Below are 16,203 nucleotides of genomic sequence, written 5' to 3' on the forward strand. Positions count from 1 at the left end.
CGATGCTAGCACATCCCTGGGCAATTGCATGACGCCCTCGCTCCCGCCTATGCAGGCCTTGAAAGCGTGGCGGAGTGAGTTGGTGACCGAGACGAGCGAGACGGGGGCCGACCCCGGGGCCGAACCTCGCCGTTCTGTGACTGCCCGCCGCGTCGCGCTGGGGATCGCGCTGCTGCTGATCGTTGGACTGGTCGTGCTGTGGCTCGTCCGGAAGCCGATCGCCGAGGGATTCATCGACCGCGAACTCGCCAAGGCCGGCGTGCCTGCGCGCTACGACATCGCCAACCTCGCGCTGGGCGGCCAGCGACTGACCAACGTCGTGATCGGCGATCCGGCGCATCCCGATCTGGTCGCCGACTGGGTCGAGACGCGGACCGGCGTCGGGTTGTCGGGGCCGTATCTGGAGGGCGTGCGCGCGGGGAAGGTCCGGTTGCGCGGGCGGCTGGTCGACGGGAAAGTCTCGCTCGGCGCGATCGACAAACTGCTTCCGGCGCCGTCGGGCAAGCCGTTCGCGTTGCCCGCGCTCGACGTGTACGTCGCGGACGGGCGGATGCGGCTGGAGATGCCGCAGGGGATCGTCGGACTGAAGGTCGCGGGCTCCGGCAAGCTCGACGACGGGTTTCGCGGTACGTTGGCAGCGATCAGCGAGCGGCTCGATGTCGGCGGGTGCGTGATCGACCGGCTCGCGGCGACGGTGAGGTTGCGGATCGATGCGGCGAAACCGACGATCACGGGGCCGGTGCGCGTGTCGCGCCTCACCTGCGGGACGACGCAGGCCGAGCGGATCGTGGCCGATCTGGACGTCGGACTCTCCGCCGCGCTCGATCGCTGGCAGGGCAAAGCAACGCTCAAGACGGGCGCAGCACGGACGCCGGGTGCGACTTTGGCGGGTGTCGGGGGCACGATCGACTTCACCGGCACCGCGGCGGCGACCGGCGGCAAGGCGGACATCGCCGCCGACACGGTTCGCACCACCGAGGGCGGCGCGCGGCGGTTTGCGCTCGCGGGCACCTACCGGACCGGCAAGCAGATCGCGTTCGACGGGCGCGTCCAGGCGAGCGGGGCGGCAGTCGCGCAGAAGCGACTCGCAGGGCTGGCAGACGTCGGTGATGCGGGCGCCGGGACGCCCGTCGCGCCGTTGGCTAAAGCGGTAACACAGGCGGTTCAGAAGGCCGGCCGCGGATTTGCCGCGGACGCCGACCTTCGCGTGCGGATCGATGGCGGACGCGGCAAGGCCGTGCTGTCGCGTCTGGCGCTTGCCTCCGCAAGCGGTGCGCGCGTGGCGCTCGGCGGCGGGACCGGGGTCGCGTTCGGTTGGCCGAACGGCGGCGTCCGGCTCGACACGGTACTAGCGATGCGCGGCGGCGGCTTGCCCGAGGCGCGTGTGTCGCTGGCGCAGGCGAAACCGGGCGCGGCGATCCGCGGCGTGGCCACCATCGCGCCCTATGCGGCGGGGGATGCGCGGCTTGCCCTTACTCCCGTCACCTTCAGCGCGACGCCGGGCGGGGCAACCTCGATCGCGACGCGTGTCACGCTCGGGGGACCGATCGGTGCGGGCGGTTCCGCCAACCGGGTCGATGGTCTGTCGATGCCGGTTGCGGCGCTGTGGGATGGACGCGGACGGCTGGTCGTCAACACCGGTTGCGCGCCGCTGGTCGTCCAGCGTCTGGCAATATCCGGGTTGGTGCTCGATCCGTCGCGGCTGACCTTGTGCCCGCTCGACGGCGCGCTGGTGCAGGTCAACGGCGCGCGGGTCAGCGGCGGCGCAAAGATCGCCGCGGCCAAGCTGGGCGGCCGACTCGGCACTACCCCGATCACGCTCGCGACCGCCGGAGCGACCGTGCGGCTGGCGGATCGCGGCTTTGCCATCGACGGCGTCCAGACCCGGATCGGCGCGTCGGAACGCGTCACGCGACTCGACTTCGCCACCGTCACGGGCCGTATGACCGGGCGAGGCGTGGCGGGCGCGTTCACCGGCGGCTCGGGGCAGATCGCCAACGTGCCGCTGTTGCTCGGCGAGGCTGCCGGCGACTGGACGCTCGTCACTGGCGCGCTGAACCTCACCGGCGCAATGGGGGTATCTGATGCGGCGCCAACGCCTAGGTTCAAGCCGCTCGCCGCGCGTACTGTGACTCTCGCGCTGGTCAACGGCACGATCACCGCCGCCGGCACGCTGTTCGAGCCGACCACCAACACCAAGGTCGCCGACGTCACGCTGACCCACGCACTCGGTGCCGGCGCAGGCAAGGCGGACCTCAACGTCCCCGCGATCGCGTTCGCCAAGGACAAGCTGCAACCCGACGCGCTCACGCCGCTAACCTTCGGCGTGATCGCCGACGTCAACGGATCGGTCAGCGGCGAGGGGCATATCGCCTGGAACCCCGATGGCGTGACGAGCACCGGCGTGTTCCGCACAGCCGGCACCGATCTTGCTGCCGCATTCGGCCCCGTCACCGGCATCGCCACTGAGATCCGCTTCACCGACCTGCTCAACCTCCAGAGCGCACCGGGGCAGGTGGCGACGATCCGTACGCTCAACCCCGGCATTCCGGTCAGCGACGGCACGATCCGCTACCAGACGTTGCCGCGCGCGCGCGTGCGCGTCGAGGGCGGGCGGTGGCCGTTCGCGGGGGGATCGCTGACGCTCGACCCGACGCTGCTCGATTTCTCCGCGCAGTCCGAGCGGCGGATGACGTTCCACGTCGCCAACATGGCGGCCGACCAATTCCTGCAACAGTTCGATTTCAAGAATCTCGATGCGACCGGGATCTTCGACGGCGTGCTGCCGATGATCTTCGACGAAACCGGCGGGCGGATCGAGGGCGGCGACCTGCGCGTCCGGCCGGGCGGCGGCACGCTCGCCTATGTCGGCGACCTCAGCCAGAAGGATCTCGGCGTATGGGCGAACATCGCGTTCCAGGCGCTGAAGTCGCTCCGCTACCAGTCGTTGCGAGTCGGCATGAACGGGCCGCTCGCGGGCGAAATGGTCACCGACGTGCGGTTCGCCGGGATCAGTCAGGGCGAGGGGGCAAAGGCGAACTTCATCGTCCGTCGCCTGCAGAAACTGCCGTTCATCTTCAATATCCGGATCAAGGCGCCGTTCCGCGGGCTGCTCGATTCGGCGCAGAGCTTCTACGATCCGAAGCGGCTGATCCAGCGCAACCTGCCGGCTTTGCTGCAACAGCAGTCGGCGCCGCCCCCGAAACCCCCAACCATTCAGCCTCCCGCAAGCAGGATCGTGCCATGACCGAAACAGGATTGAAGAAGCTGGAGCAAAGGTCGATCTTGCAGATGATGACGAGGACGATCGCACTAATCGGGCTGACGGCGGCCTTGCCGGGCTGCATCAACGTGTCGGCGCCCGACAAGCCGATCGAGATCAACCTCAACATCAACGTCACGCAGGAAGTGGTCTATCGTCTCGATGGCGAGGCGAAATCGTTGATCCAGCAGAACCCGGGGATATTCTAAGATGAAGACCAAGGTCCTTATGATGGTTGCCGCAGGGGCGGCTCTCGGTGGCCTGTCTGTCGCGGCAACCGCGCAGCGCGATCCGGCCTACGCGGCGGCGCGTGCGGGCGGTGAGGTCGGCGAGCAGCCCGACGGCTATCTGGGGCTGGTCGGCGCGGCGAGCGGCGATCTTCGCGCGCTGGTCAACAACATCAATATCCAGCGCAAGTCGGCGTACACGCAAAAGGCGCAGGCGAGCGGCGCGACGGTCGAGCAACTCGCCTTCACGAGCGGCTGCAACCTGATCATGCAGACCAACCCTGGTGAGAAGTACAAGACGCCGAACGGTGTCTGGAAGACGCGAACCGCCGGCGCCCCCGAACGCGATTCGCGCTGCGTTTAATTTGAAGTACTCCCCTCCCTGACAAGGGACGGGCTGGGGGTGGGTAGGCTGCTTGGGATCCGTGACGCCAGCCAACCGGCCGACCCACCCCCGGCCCCTCCCTTCCAGGGAGGGGGGAAGAAGTAGGGTCGGCCCAATCCCATCGCCGCCTCGATGAATGACACCCCTGTCACACCGGTTGACTTGCACCCCCCCCTTTTCTAAACGGACCGCGCCTTGGCGGGATCGCTCGTCGCTGCTTGCTTCCTCCCCGATGCGAAATCATGTGGAGGAACGTGCGTGGCGGAGATCGAACCCGGACAGGACCCCCAGGGTGTTGAAGATCCGCGACTTTCCGCGCTCGATGAGCGATTGCGAGAGGCGCAGCATCGGGAAACGCTCGCAAAGGGGCAGAAGGGGGCGGATGCCGAGCGGGGTTACTCGCAAGGCAATCGCGTCATTTCCGCTCTCATCGGGAGTCTCGTCGGCAGTGCGCTGATCGGGTGGTTGATAGACCATTGGTTCGGCACTGGCCCTTGGGGGCTGATCGTGCTGCTGTTCCTCGGGATAGCGGTCGCGTTCAGGCAGATCATTCGAATTTCAGGCGAACGCCCGGAGTAACCGGGCGTTTGTCGTATCAAGACGGCAGGGATTCCACGTGGCGGCAGAACAGGGCGGCAAGATCGATCCGATGCACCAGTTCCTGATCGAGCCGGCGTTCGGCTCGCACTGGATCGTTGGTGGCTATGACCTGTCGTTCACCAATTCCGCATTGTGGATGGTGGTGACGCTGGTCGCGCTTTGGGCGTTCATGATCGGTGGCATGAAGCGCGAGCTCGTGCCCGGTCGCTGGCAGATGGCGGTCGAGGGTTTCACCGGCTTCATCTCCGGCATGCTCGAGCAGAATGTCGGCCCCGGCGGCAAGCGCTTCGTGCCTTACGTCTTCTCGCTGTTCATGTTCATCCTGTTCGCGAACATCATCGGGCTGCTGCCGTTTGGCATCGTCCCCGGCGTGCATCCGTTCACGGTGACGAGCCACATGACCGTCACCGGAGTGCTGGCGCTGATTAGCTTCGCGATCGTGCTGCTCGTCGGTTTCGGCAAGCACGGCTTCCATTTCTTCTCGCTGTTCGTGCCGAGCGGCACGCCCGCGCTGATGATCCCGCTGATCTTCGTGGTCGAGCTGATGTCGTTCCTGGTGCGTCCGTTCTCGCTCGGTCTGCGACTGTTCGTGGCGATGACCGCGGGGCATATCCTGCTGAAGGTGCTGGCCGCGTTCGTGATCAACGGCCTGAACCTGGGCGGGATGTATATTGGTCTGGTGAGCGCGCCGAGCATGCTGCTGATGATCGGCATCACGCTGCTCGAACTGCTGGTCGCCGCGATCCAGGCATACGTGTTCGCGTTGCTGACGTCGGTCTATCTGAACGACGCCGTAAACCTTCACTAAGTTTTTCCATTACCAACTGATTTTCAAAGGGAATTTACCATGGACGCACAAGCAGCAAAGATGATCGGTGCCGGCCTCGCAGCGATCGGCATGGGCCTCGCGGCACTCGGCGTGGGCAACGTGTTCGCACAGTTCCTCGCCGGTGCTCTCCGCAACCCGGGCGCAGCCGACAGCCAGCAGGGCCGTTTGTTCATCGGTTTCGCAGCAGCCGAGCTTCTCGGTCTGCTCGCCTTCGTCACGATGATCATCCTCGTGTTCGTCGCCTAACAACTCGCTGAATTGGCCGGGCGACCGCGCCCGGCCGTTTCACGAAGGACCGACATGCCCCAGATTTCCCAGATAGCCGCTACCTACGCCTCGCAGATCTTCTGGCTGCTCCTCACCTTCGGCATCCTGTATTTCGGGATCGGCAAGGGAATGGTGCCAAAGATCGTGTCCAACGTGGACTCGCGCGAAGGCCGAATCGCGGGCGATCTGGCGGCAGCGGTCGCCGCCCGTACGCAGGCCGATACGGTCCAGGCGAACTGGCAGGCCGAAATGGACGCCGCCCGCGTTGCGGCGCAGGCCGAGACCGCGGCAGCTGCGAAGCGTGCGGCGACCGCATTCGAGCAGCAGGTCCATGCGGCCGACGCCGAACTCGCCGAGCGTCTGGGTCACCACGATCTGGCGGTCGCGAACGCGAAGGCCGAGGCGCTCTCGAACTTGCAGGGTGTCGCCGCCGAAGCAGCACAGCAATTGGCCGCCAAGGTAGCCGGCCTCCAGGTCAGCCTGGACGCGGCGACCGACGCGGTACGCAGGACGACGGCGCATGGCTAATCCAGATTCGGCCGCAAAGGTCATCCACGGCGAGGGCATGGCGCCCGAGGGTGCGATCGACAATCAGGGCCTCCAGGGTCACACGGCCGCGCCCGGCGGCGTCGAGCATGTGCCCGATCCGACCGCGCTCGGCCTGACCTCGACCGGCTGGGTCGCGGTGGCGATGATCGTCGTCATCCTGCTGATGATCTGGAAGAAGGTTCCGGGGATGATCGGCAAGATGCTCGACACGCGCATCGCCGGCATCCGCACGCAGCTCGACGAAGCGAAGGCGCTCCGTGCCGAAGCCGAAGCGATCCGCACCGAGTACGAGGCAAAGGCCAAGACCGCACACGTCGAAGCCGAAGCCATGAAGGCCCATGCGCATCACGAAGCCGCGGCGATCATCGCCAAGGCGAAGGCCGGTGCCGAAGACCTCATGACCCGTCGCGCGAAGATGGCCGAGGACAAGATTGCCGCCGCCGAGCGCGCCGCGATCGCCGAAGTCCGCGCGCGGGCGGCCGATGCCGCGGCGAAAGCTGCCGGCATCCTCATCGCCGAGCACCACGACGCCGCCGCCGACCGCATGATGGTCGACCGCTCGATCTCGGGCCTCAGCCGCCTGAACTAATTCTACTCCTCTCCCCTCGGGGAGAGGAAGGGGCCCACTGCAAAGCAGTGGGAAGGTGAGGGCACGCCCCTCCCACGACTCATCATTATTGACGGCCGTCTCTTCCCGGGTTTCCGGCGGCCGAGTCTCCAATCTGAGCCCGTTGGAGAACACCTATGTCCTGGCTCATCCTCGCCGTCGCCGTCGTCACCGAAATCTGCTGGGCGCTCAGCCTGAAATGGGCGGCCACCGTCGCCACGTGGCAGGCCTCCAGCGTCCCGATCATCCTCAGCTTCGTCAACATGGGCCTGCTCGCGCTCGCCATGCGCGGCCTCCCCGCCGGCACCGCCTATGCGATCTGGACCGGCGCCGGCGCGATCGGCGTCATCATCGGTGGCGTCATCCTGTTCGGCGACAAGGTCAGCGGCATCCAGGCCTGCTTCATGGCCCTGACCGTGGTCGGCATCGTCGGTACCAAGGTCTTCGCCCAAACCTGATCTTCTGCCTTCGCCCGTAGGGCGCGTAAGATTGACTCACGCGAAGGCGCGAAGGCGCGAAGGCGCGAAGAGAAGGCGGGTTCACGCGGAAACGCGGAGCCGCGGAGGTGTTGCAGCTCGGGATGATGTACCGAGCAGCCACGAGTGGATGTAAGCCTTTGGCAGGTTGAGAACGAACGCTGAGTGCTCGAATCTTGTCTCCGCGGCTCCGCGCCTCCGCGTGAACTAAACTCCTTCTCTTCGCGCCTTTGCGCCTTCGCGTGAACATCACTGCCTTCCGCTGGCATAACCCCCTCGCACTCCCTAGATTCCCCAACAATGTCCTCCCCCAATTCCCCCGACCGGTTCAACGAAGACAAGTCCACATTCGCCGTCCGCGGCGGCGGTGAAGCGCCAGACCTCGCGGCCGGCGTGGCGGCTATACGCAACGTGCTCGACACGCTGCCGATCCGCCCCGGCGTCTACCGCATGCAGGACGCGCGGGGCGACGTGCTCTACGTCGGCAAGGCGCGCGCGCTGCGGAACCGCGTCGCCAACTACGTCCAGGTCGAGCGGCTGACGAAGCGCCTCCAGCGGATGGTGTCGCAGACCCGGTCGATGACGATCGTCACGACCAACAACGAGGCCGAGGCGCTGCTGCTCGAATCGCAGCTCATCAAGCGATATCGCCCTGCCTACAACGTGCTGCTGCGCGACGATAAGAGCTTCCCGTTCATCCTCCTGCGCGACGACCACGCCTTCCCGCGGGTCCAGAAGCACCGCGGTGCGCGCCGCGCGAAGGGCAATTACTATGGCCCGTTCGCCAGCGCCGGGTCGGTCAACAACACGCTCAATGCGCTCCAGAAGCTGTTCCTCCTGCGCAGCTGCACCGACAGCTTCTTCAAGACCCGCGACCGGCCATGCCTGTTGTATCAGATCAAGCGCTGCTCGGCGCCGTGCGTCGGGCGGATCGACGAGGCAGCGTACCGGGAACTGACCGAGGATGCGAAGGCGTTCCTCGGCGGCAAGTCGACCGGCGTGCAGGCGAAGCTCGGCGCGCAGATGCAGGCCGCCGCCGAGAACATGGACTTCGAGCTCGCGGCGCTGCTCCGCGACCGTCTCCGCGCGCTCACCTTCATCCAGGGCACGCAGGCGATCAACGCGGAGGGCGTCGGCGACGCGGACATCTTCGCGATGGCGTGCAAGGACGGACTGATCGGCATCCAGGCGTTCTTCATCCGCGGCGGTCAGAACTGGGGCCATCGCAGCTTCTTCCCGCAACACACCAACGACGTCCCCGAGGACGAGGTGCTGACCAGCTTCCTCGGCCAGTTCTACGAAGAAGTCCCGCCCCCCAAGCAGATCCTGCTCGACCGCGAACTGACGGAAGGTGCACTACTAGCCGAAGCACTAGGCGAACGCGCCGGCTACAAGATCGCGTTGCAGGTTCCGCAGCGCGGCGATCGGCGTCGTCTGATGGACCAGGCGAAGCGCAACGCGATCGAGGCGATCGAACGGCGCCAGGCCGAATCGACCACGCAGGCCAAGCTGCTGCGCGAAGTCGCCGACCTGTTCGACCTCGCCGAGCCGCCCGAGCGCATCGAGATCTACGACAACAGCCACATCCAGGGGACCGCCGCGACCGGCGCGATGGTCGTCGCGGGGCCGGAGGGCTTTCGGAAAGGCCAGTATCGGAAGTTCAATATCAAGAACAAGGATACCGCCCCGGGAGACGATTTCGCGATGATGCGCGAGGTCTTCACCCGCCGCTTCTCACGCGCGCAGGCCGAGGATCCCGATCGCGATTCGGGCGACTGGCCGGACCTCGTGCTGATCGACGGCGGCAAGGGACAGCTCAACACGGTGAAGGCCGCGCTCGAGGAGATCGGTGTCGAGGACGTGTGCCTGGTCGGGATCGCCAAGGGGCCGGAACACGGCCGCGATGGTCGCGAGGTGTTCCACATGCTCGACGGCCGCGAGTTCCAGCTCCCGGTCAACGCCCCGGTGCTGTTCTACCTCCAGCGGCTGCGCGACGAGGTCCATCGGTTCGCTATCGGCGTCCACCGCGACAAGCGCAGCAAGGCGATCGGCGCCAGCCCGCTCGACGAAGTCCCCGGCATCGGCCCCGCGCGCAAGAAGGCGCTGCTGATGCACTTCGGCACCGGCCGCGCGGTGCGCAACGCGAGCTTGCAGGATCTGCAACAGGCACCCGGCGTGTCGGCGGGCGTCGCGCAACAGGTCTACGACTTCTATCATTCACGGTAGCCGCATGGACTTGGCCGCCAATCGAGAACGCACAGATCGTCATGCGGGCCTGAAGATGATGACGTCCCGGATCGGGAAAAATTTATAACCCAAATCAAGTTGATTTGTATAAAATCACAACGCCATTTTCACTACTGATTGTTACATACTAATCCGTGACTACGCCTGTTTTCCTGACCATCGATACCGAGTTCGCGTGGCGCCACCATGCTGCCGGTCTGGATTGCGACGCGATCTATGCGCGGTCGCTGGAACCGGCCGGGGTAGGGCTGGGCTATCAACTGGCCGAGCTGGCCCGGCACAATCTGAAGGCGTGTTTCTTCGTCGACCCGATGCCCGCGATCACGTTCGGACCGGCGCCGATCCGTCGGATGATCGATACGATCCTGGACGCCGGCCAAGAGGTCCAGCTCCACCTCCACCCCAACTGGACTAGCGCGCGACCGGGCGATCGCGGCGTCGCGCACGACCGGTTCCAGCTCTACACGTACAGCCTCGCCGAACAGACCGACCTGCTCGTTCGCGCCACGGAATTGCTGGTCGAGGCCGGCGCGGCGCACCCGATCGCGTTTCGCGCAGGGAGCTATGCCGCGAACGACGATACGTTGACCGCGCTCGAAGGCCTGGGCTTCGCCTATGACAGCAGCCACAACGGGTCAGAGGCGCCGCACACCAGCCGCATATCGCTGCCTGCACGCCAGATCGCCCCGGTCCGGCGTTCACACGGCACCGGCATCACCGAAGTCCCGGTAACCGTGATCGAGGACCTGCGCGGCCGGATCCGCACCTTCCAGCTCTGCGCCTTGTCGGCGGGTGAAAGCTACGACGCGCTCGAACATGCGGCGGTGTCGCACCATGCCGCGGTGACGATCGTCAGCCACGGATTCGAACTCGCCAACCGCCGCGGCACGCGCGCCAACGCGGTCCATGTCCGCCGCTTCCAGGCATTGTGCACCATGCTCGCCGAGATGCGCGACGTGTTGCCGACCACGCATTTCACCGATCGCCCGGCGCTCGAACTCGACCGTGGCGACGTCCCGCTCGGCCCCGACCCGGTACGCACGCGCTGGCGACAGGCCGAGCAGCTGTGGTCGAACTGGATCTCGGAACGCCCCCGGTCGCGGCGCACCTGACACGCGTCGGTCGTGGCACAGAGGGTTCGGTGCGACTTACGAACGGTCGGCGTGACGGCAAAGCCGATCTGCGGCTAAATCTCTCCTCTCCTTCGAGCCAGAGCGGTACAGGGTAACCCATGCACCTCCGCGCCTCCGCCATCGTCGTCGCCGTTCGCCAGCATGGCGAGCATGGCGCGATCGTGCGCGCGCTGACCCGGAACGACGGCGTCCAGCCCGGTTACGTCCGCGGCGGGCGGTCGCGCGCCATGCGGCCGGTGTTGCTCCAGGCGAACGTCATCCAGGGCGAGTGGCGCGCGCGGACCGGCGAGCAACTCGCCTCGCTGACCGCGGAGTTGATCCACAGCCGCGCGACGCTGCACGGCGAACCGCTTGCCGCCGGTGCGCTCGAATGGGCGACTGCGCTGGCCGCCGCAGCTCTCCCCGAAGCACAGCCCTATCCGCAGATCCACGACGCGCTCGACGGCGTGCTGGGTGCGATCGAGAGCGCGCCATCCGCTCGCGGTTGGGCGGCGGCGCTGGTCCGGTACGAATTACTGGTGTTGGCGGAACTGGGGTTCGGTCTCGATCTCGACCGCTGCGTCGCGAGCGGAATCGAAGAGGATCTCGGCTTTGTCAGCCCCAAGAGCGGCGCAGCCGTCTCGCGCGGGGCGGCGTTCGGGTATGAAGGCAAGCTCCTGCGATTACCCGACTTCCTGCTGGCAGGCGGTGAAGCGGCATGGCCGGACATATTCGACGGCCTGCGGTTGACCGGCCATTTCCTCGCTCGTGACATCCTCGTCGACCGTCGCGCCGACCCGTTGGCGGCGCGCGACCGGCTGGTCGATCGCCTCAAAAGGGCGGTTGCGTGAGCGCGCACCGCCCGGCAAGGGGCCGCGCAGGAGAAACGCACATGCCCTTGATCGCGATACTGGCCGGCGACGGCATCGGACCCGAAGTCACGGCGGAGGCCCGTCGCGTGCTCGATACGCTCGGCCTCGACCTGACCTATGAGGAAGGCCTCGTCGGCGGTGCCGCGTACAAGGCGGTCGGCCATCCGCTGCCGCCCGAGACGCTCGAGCTCGCCCGCCGTGCCGATGCGATCCTGTTCGGTGCGGTCGGCGATCCCGACTGCGATGCGCTCGAACGCCAGTTCCGCCCCGAGCAAGCCATTCTCGGCCTGCGCAAGGACCTCGGCCTGTTCGCCAACCTGCGTCCCGCCAAGCTGTTTGCCGGCCTCGAGGACGCGTCCGCGCTCCGCCCCGAGATCGCCCGCTCGATCGACATGGTGATCGTCCGCGAGCTCACCGGCGACGTGTATTTCGGCGCGAAGGGCATCCGCACCACCGCCGACGGCCTGCGCGAAGGGCATGACGAGATGCGCTACGACGAGACCGAGATCGCGCGCATCGCGCGCGTCGGCTTCGAGACCGCGCGTACCCGGAAGGGCAAGCTGCTCTCGGTCGACAAGGCGAACGTGCTGGAGACCTCGCAGCTCTGGCGAGACGTCGTGATCGAGGTCTCGGCCGAGTATCCCGATGTCGCGCTCAGCCATATGTACGTCGACAACGCGGCGATGCAGATGGTGCGCAACCCCGGCCAGTTCGACGTGATCGTCACCGGGAATCTGTTCGGCGACATCCTTTCGGACGAGGCATCGATGTGCGCCGGATCGATCGGCATGCTCCCGTCTGCTGCGCTCAACGGCTCGAACAAGGGGATGTACGAGCCGATCCACGGTAGTGCGCCGGACATTGCCGGTCAGGGCAAGGCCAATCCGTGTGCGGCGATTTTGTCCGCGGCGATGATGCTGCGCCACTCGCTCGACCTCCCAGAAGCGGCCGATCGGATCGAGGCGGCCGTCGCTGCCGCGATCCTCGGCGGCGCGCGCACGCCCGATCTCGGCGGCACGCTGTCGACCCGCGACATGGGCGATGCAGTGTTGGCTAATCTCGTTTGACCGCCCAGTGATCGGTGACCTGCTGCAACTCGCGGTCGTCATCCCGACGTTCAACGAGAAGGCCAATGTCGCGACGTTGATCGCCAAGCTCGACCAGGCACTGGTCGGGCTGAACTGGGAAGCGATCTTCGTCGACGACGACAGTCCCGACGGCACCGCCGACGCTGCGCGCGAGATCGCCCGGCTCGACAAGCGAGTCCGCGTGATCCAGCGGATCGGTCGGCGGGGGCTGTCGTCGGCATGCATCGAGGGGATGTGCGCCACCGCCGCGCCGGTCGTCGCGGTGATCGACGGCGATCTCCAGCATGACGAGACATTGCTGCCGGCGATGCTCGATCTATTGAAGGACGACGATACCGACGTGGTGATCGGTTCGCGTTTCGTCAGCGGCGGCGGCACCGGCGAGTGGGACAGCGACCGCGTCGCCAAGTCGGCGCTCGCGACCAAGCTGTCGCGCCGCGTGCTGAAATGCGATCTCAACGATCCGATGAGCGGTTTCTTCATGATCCGCACCGACATCGTCCGCCGCCTCTCGCCGTCGCTGTCGGCGATCGGCTTCAAGATCCTGCTCGACCTGCTCACCGCCTCGCCGACGCCGCTGCGCTTCGTCGAGGTGCCGTACACCTTCCGCTGCCGGACCGAGGGCGAGAGCAAGCTCGATCACGTCGTCGCGATGGAATATCTGATCGCGATCTACGACCGGATGTTCGGGCGGGTCATTCCCGTGCGGTTCGCGATGTTCTCCGCGATCGGCGTGTTCGGCGTCGGCATCCACATGGCCGTGCTGACCGCGTTGTTCGTCGGGTTCGGCACGCACTTCCTGGTCGGCGAGATCGTCGCGACGCTTGCCGCGCTCACGTTCAACTTCTTCCTCAACAACGCGCTGACCTATCGCGATCGGCGTCTCAAGGGGTGGCGGCAATTGGTCGACGGCTGGGTATCGTTCGCGGTGATCTGCTCGGTCGGCGCGGTCGCTAATGTCGGCATCGCCGCGTTCTTGTACGAGATGAGGGACGGGGCATGGGCGGCCTCGGCGCTGATCGGCGTGCTGGTCGGCGCGGTCTGGAACTACGCGCTATCCTCGAAATTCACCTGGGGGCGGTACTAGGCGGAACCTGCTCCCCTCCCTGAAAGGGAGGGGCTGGGGGTGGGTAGGCCAGCTTGTGTCGCGACCGTTCCACGATCCGGAACCCGACCCACCCCCAACCCCTCCCTTCCAGGGAGGGGAGAATGACGCCCCCCGTAACAGGGGCACACGCCCGCAAGGCTTGTCCCCGGGCTTGTCATCGCGGCTCCCCCCCGGCAAAGCGGCGCGCATGAAGCGCAAGACCGGCCAGGATCGTTCGATCACTCAGCATTGGCGTCCCGCGACGCGCGCCATCCGCGGCGGCACCGCCCGCAGCGAATATGGCGAGACGTCGGAGGCGTTGTTCCTTACCTCGGGCTATTGCTACGACAAAGCAGGCGACGCCGCGGCGCGCTTTGCCGGCGAGCAGGAGGGGATGACCTATTCCCGCCTGCAGAACCCGACTGTCCAGATGCTGGAGGAGCGCATCGCGCTGCTGGAGGGCGCCGAGGCGTGCCGGACGATGGCGACCGGCATGGCGGCGATGACTGCGGCGCTGCTGTGCCAGCTCCAGACCGGCGACCATCTCGTCGGCGGCCGTGCGGCGTTTGGTTCGTGCCGCTGGCTCACGGACACGCTGCTGCCGAAGTTCGGGATTGCCACGACGATCGTCGATGCGCGTGACCCGCAGGCGTTCCTCGACGCGGTGCGCCCCGAGACGAAAGTGTTCTTCTTCGAGACGCCCGCCAACCCCACGATGGACATCGCCGACCTCAAGGCGATCTGCGACATCGCGCGCGAGCGCGGGATCACGACCGTGGTCGACAACGCGTTCGCGACGCCGGCGCTCCAGCGGCCGATGGAGTTCGGCGCGGACGTCACCGCTTATAGCGCGACCAAGATGATGGACGGGCAGGGCCGTGTGCTCGCCGGCGCGGTCTGCGGAACCGAGGATTTCATCACCAACACGCTGCTGCCGTTCACGCGCAACACCGGGCCGACGCTGTCGCCATTCAACGCGTGGGTGGTGCTCAAGGGCCTCGAGACGCTCGACCTGCGTATCCACCGCCAGTCCGAGAACGCGATGAAGGTCGGTGAATTCCTCGAAGGCCGCGTGCCCCGCGTGCTGCACCCCTTCCTGCCGAGCCATCCGCAGCACGAACTGGCCAAGCGCCAGATGGACGCATGCGGGCCGATCTTCGCGTTCGAGGTCGAGGGGCGCGAACAGGCGCACGCGTTGCTCGACGCGCTGGAGCTGGTCGATATCTCGAACAACATCGGCGACTCGCGCTCGCTGATGACGCATCCGGCCTCGACCACGCACGCGAGCGTCTCGCCCGACAAGCAGATCGAGATGGGCGTGACCGAGGGGTTGTTGCGGATCAACGTCGGGCTCGAAGATGCGCAGGACGTGATCGACGACCTCGACCAGGCTTTGACGCGGGCCCGTCTATGAAGGCGCTGTTCCCCAACGCGGCGACGACCGATGGGGTGACGGTGCGCGTGTCGGTCAGCTATTTGCCCGAACAGTCCGAGCCCGAGCGTGGCCGCTGGTTCTGGGCCTATCATATCCGCCTCGAGAACGAGGGCACCGAGACCGTCCAGTTGCTCACCCGCCACTGGGTGATCACCGACGGCCGCGGCGCGCGCCATTCGGTCGAGGGCGAGGGTGTGGTCGGCGAACAGCCGGTGATCGAACCGGGCGCCAGCTTCGACTACGTCTCCGGATGCCCGCTCGCGACTCCGTCGGGCGCGATGCAGGGGAGCTACCAGATGGTCCGCGAAGACGGCGCCGTGTTCGCGGTCGAGATCCCCCGCTTCTCGCTGTTCGCCCCCGCGGTGCTGAATTGAAGCGCACGCATCTCCCGCTTAACGGCCTGCGCGTGCTCGATGCGGCCGCGCGGCATCTGTCGTTCACGCGCGCTGCGGACGAGCTGGCGGTGACGCCGGCGGCGGTCGGTCAGCAGATCCGCGCGCTGGAGGATACGCTCGGTGTCGTGCTGTTCCGCCGCACCACGCGCGGGCTCGAACTGACGCCTGAGGCGGAAGCGGGTCTAGGCGCGCTCCGCGGCGGCTTCCTCCAGTTCGAGGAAGCTGTGCGGGCGATGCAGGCCGGGCAGTCCTCCAAATCGCTCACGATCGCCGCGCCGCGCGACCTGACCGAGAAGTGGCTGATGCCGCGGCTTGCCCAGATCGCCGAGGCGGATCCCGAATTGCGCTTCGTGCTGATCACCGCCGACGAGAATGTCGACTTCACCGAAGCCAATCTCGATCTCGCGATCCGCTGGGGCGATGGTCCTGGCGAGCATGAGGGCGAGGCGCTCGAGTCGGAGGGCATGGTGACCATCGGCAAGCCCGGTAGCGACAGCGAAGCCGCGATCGCATGGTTGGGTGAGGACGGCGTCGCGCTGGTCCGCGTCACCGATGCCGGGCTCGCAATCGACGCGGCTGCGGCTGGGCTTGGTCGGGCGACGGTGCCCGAACTGCTTGCCCGTCGCGATCTTGCGCAGGATCGCGTCCGGCTGATCGGTGAGTCGCAGCCTTCAAAGGGGGGGTACTGGCTCGTCGCCCCGCTCCCGCAGTGGCGCCAGAAGAAGGTCCGCGCGCTCGTGGATGCCCTGACCACGTGAGGCAACC

At 66.8% G+C, this 16,203-nt stretch carries 17 protein-coding genes; all 17 read left to right on the forward strand.

The genetic code is table 11. The annotated features are described in order from the left end of the window. Positions 1–136 precede the first annotated feature (136 nt). The 17 genes from ASE69_RS15380 (at position 137) to ASE69_RS15460 (ending at position 16,196) form a co-directional block, all read left to right on the forward strand. Positions 137–3,247 carry a YdbH domain-containing protein gene (locus ASE69_RS15380; RefSeq protein WP_235518848.1) on the forward strand — a complete coding sequence of 1,037 codons (3,111 nt, stop codon included), beginning with the start codon at positions 137–139 and terminating at the stop codon, positions 3,245–3,247. Beyond that, entirely contained in the window at positions 3,244–3,471 is a 228-nt protein-coding gene (locus ASE69_RS15385; RefSeq protein ID WP_056488540.1) for a YnbE family lipoprotein, read from the forward strand. The genes ASE69_RS15380 and ASE69_RS15385 overlap by 4 nt, the downstream gene beginning before the upstream one ends. Position 3,472: 1 nt before the next feature. Continuing rightward, complete coding sequence (locus ASE69_RS15390; RefSeq protein WP_056488543.1) at positions 3,473–3,853, forward strand: YdbL family protein; 381 nt, start codon at positions 3,473–3,475, stop codon at positions 3,851–3,853. 279 nt (positions 3,854–4,132) lie between these two features. Then, a complete protein-coding gene (locus ASE69_RS15395; protein ID WP_056488546.1) occupies positions 4,133–4,453 on the forward strand; it encodes an AtpZ/AtpI family protein in 321 nt (106 codons plus the stop codon). Between the two features lie 70 nt (positions 4,454–4,523). Then, positions 4,524–5,282: a F0F1 ATP synthase subunit A gene (locus ASE69_RS15400; RefSeq protein WP_056056028.1), complete on the forward strand. Its 759-nt coding sequence runs from the start codon at positions 4,524–4,526 to the stop codon at positions 5,280–5,282. 39 nt (positions 5,283–5,321) lie between these two features. Next, positions 5,322–5,549, forward strand: coding sequence for a F0F1 ATP synthase subunit C (locus ASE69_RS15405; protein ID WP_055873230.1), 228 nt, complete (start codon positions 5,322–5,324; stop codon positions 5,547–5,549). 54 nt (positions 5,550–5,603) lie between these two features. Beyond that, complete coding sequence (locus ASE69_RS15410; RefSeq protein WP_056065115.1) at positions 5,604–6,098, forward strand: ATPase; 495 nt, start codon at positions 5,604–5,606, stop codon at positions 6,096–6,098. A 37-nt stretch (positions 6,099–6,135) separates the two neighbouring features. Further along, the gene (locus ASE69_RS15415) at positions 6,136–6,708 is read left to right on the forward strand and encodes a hypothetical protein (RefSeq protein ID WP_235518928.1); all 573 of its coding nucleotides are present in this window, start codon (positions 6,136–6,138) and stop codon (positions 6,706–6,708) included. A gap of 155 nt (positions 6,709–6,863) precedes the next feature. Continuing rightward, positions 6,864–7,184, forward strand: coding sequence for a DMT family transporter (locus tag ASE69_RS15420; protein ID WP_056488555.1), 321 nt, complete (start codon positions 6,864–6,866; stop codon positions 7,182–7,184). A 318-nt stretch (positions 7,185–7,502) separates the two neighbouring features. After that, positions 7,503–9,428: an excinuclease ABC subunit UvrC gene (gene uvrC / locus ASE69_RS15425; RefSeq protein ID WP_056055419.1), complete on the forward strand. Its 1,926-nt coding sequence runs from the start codon at positions 7,503–7,505 to the stop codon at positions 9,426–9,428. Positions 9,429–9,583: 155 nt separating this feature from the next. Further along, positions 9,584–10,561: a polysaccharide deacetylase gene (locus ASE69_RS15430; RefSeq protein WP_056488557.1), complete on the forward strand. Its 978-nt coding sequence runs from the start codon at positions 9,584–9,586 to the stop codon at positions 10,559–10,561. Positions 10,562–10,680: 119 nt separating this feature from the next. Then, positions 10,681–11,412, forward strand: coding sequence for a DNA repair protein RecO (gene recO / locus ASE69_RS15435; RefSeq protein WP_056488560.1), 732 nt, complete (start codon positions 10,681–10,683; stop codon positions 11,410–11,412). 41 nt (positions 11,413–11,453) lie between these two features. Next, positions 11,454–12,500: a 3-isopropylmalate dehydrogenase gene (gene leuB / locus ASE69_RS15440; protein ID WP_056488562.1), complete on the forward strand. Its 1,047-nt coding sequence runs from the start codon at positions 11,454–11,456 to the stop codon at positions 12,498–12,500. A gap of 10 nt (positions 12,501–12,510) precedes the next feature. Beyond that, entirely contained in the window at positions 12,511–13,608 is a 1,098-nt protein-coding gene (locus tag ASE69_RS15445) for a glycosyltransferase family 2 protein (RefSeq protein WP_156362392.1), read from the forward strand. 208 nt (positions 13,609–13,816) lie between these two features. Continuing rightward, the gene (locus ASE69_RS15450; RefSeq protein WP_056488564.1) at positions 13,817–15,022 is read left to right on the forward strand and encodes a trans-sulfuration enzyme family protein; all 1,206 of its coding nucleotides are present in this window, start codon (positions 13,817–13,819) and stop codon (positions 15,020–15,022) included. Then, positions 15,019–15,417, forward strand: coding sequence for a Co2+/Mg2+ efflux protein ApaG (gene apaG, locus ASE69_RS15455; RefSeq protein WP_056488567.1), 399 nt, complete (start codon positions 15,019–15,021; stop codon positions 15,415–15,417). Before ASE69_RS15450 ends, apaG begins: the two co-directional genes overlap by 4 nt. Next, positions 15,414–16,196 carry a LysR family transcriptional regulator gene (locus ASE69_RS15460; protein ID WP_056488569.1) on the forward strand — a complete coding sequence of 261 codons (783 nt, stop codon included), beginning with the start codon at positions 15,414–15,416 and terminating at the stop codon, positions 16,194–16,196. The genes apaG and ASE69_RS15460 overlap by 4 nt, the downstream gene beginning before the upstream one ends. Positions 16,197–16,203 lie beyond the last annotated feature (7 nt).

Origin of the sequence: Sphingomonas sp. Leaf208 (assembly GCF_001421415.1) — a bacterium.
Lineage (GTDB): Bacteria > Pseudomonadota > Alphaproteobacteria > Sphingomonadales > Sphingomonadaceae > Sphingomonas.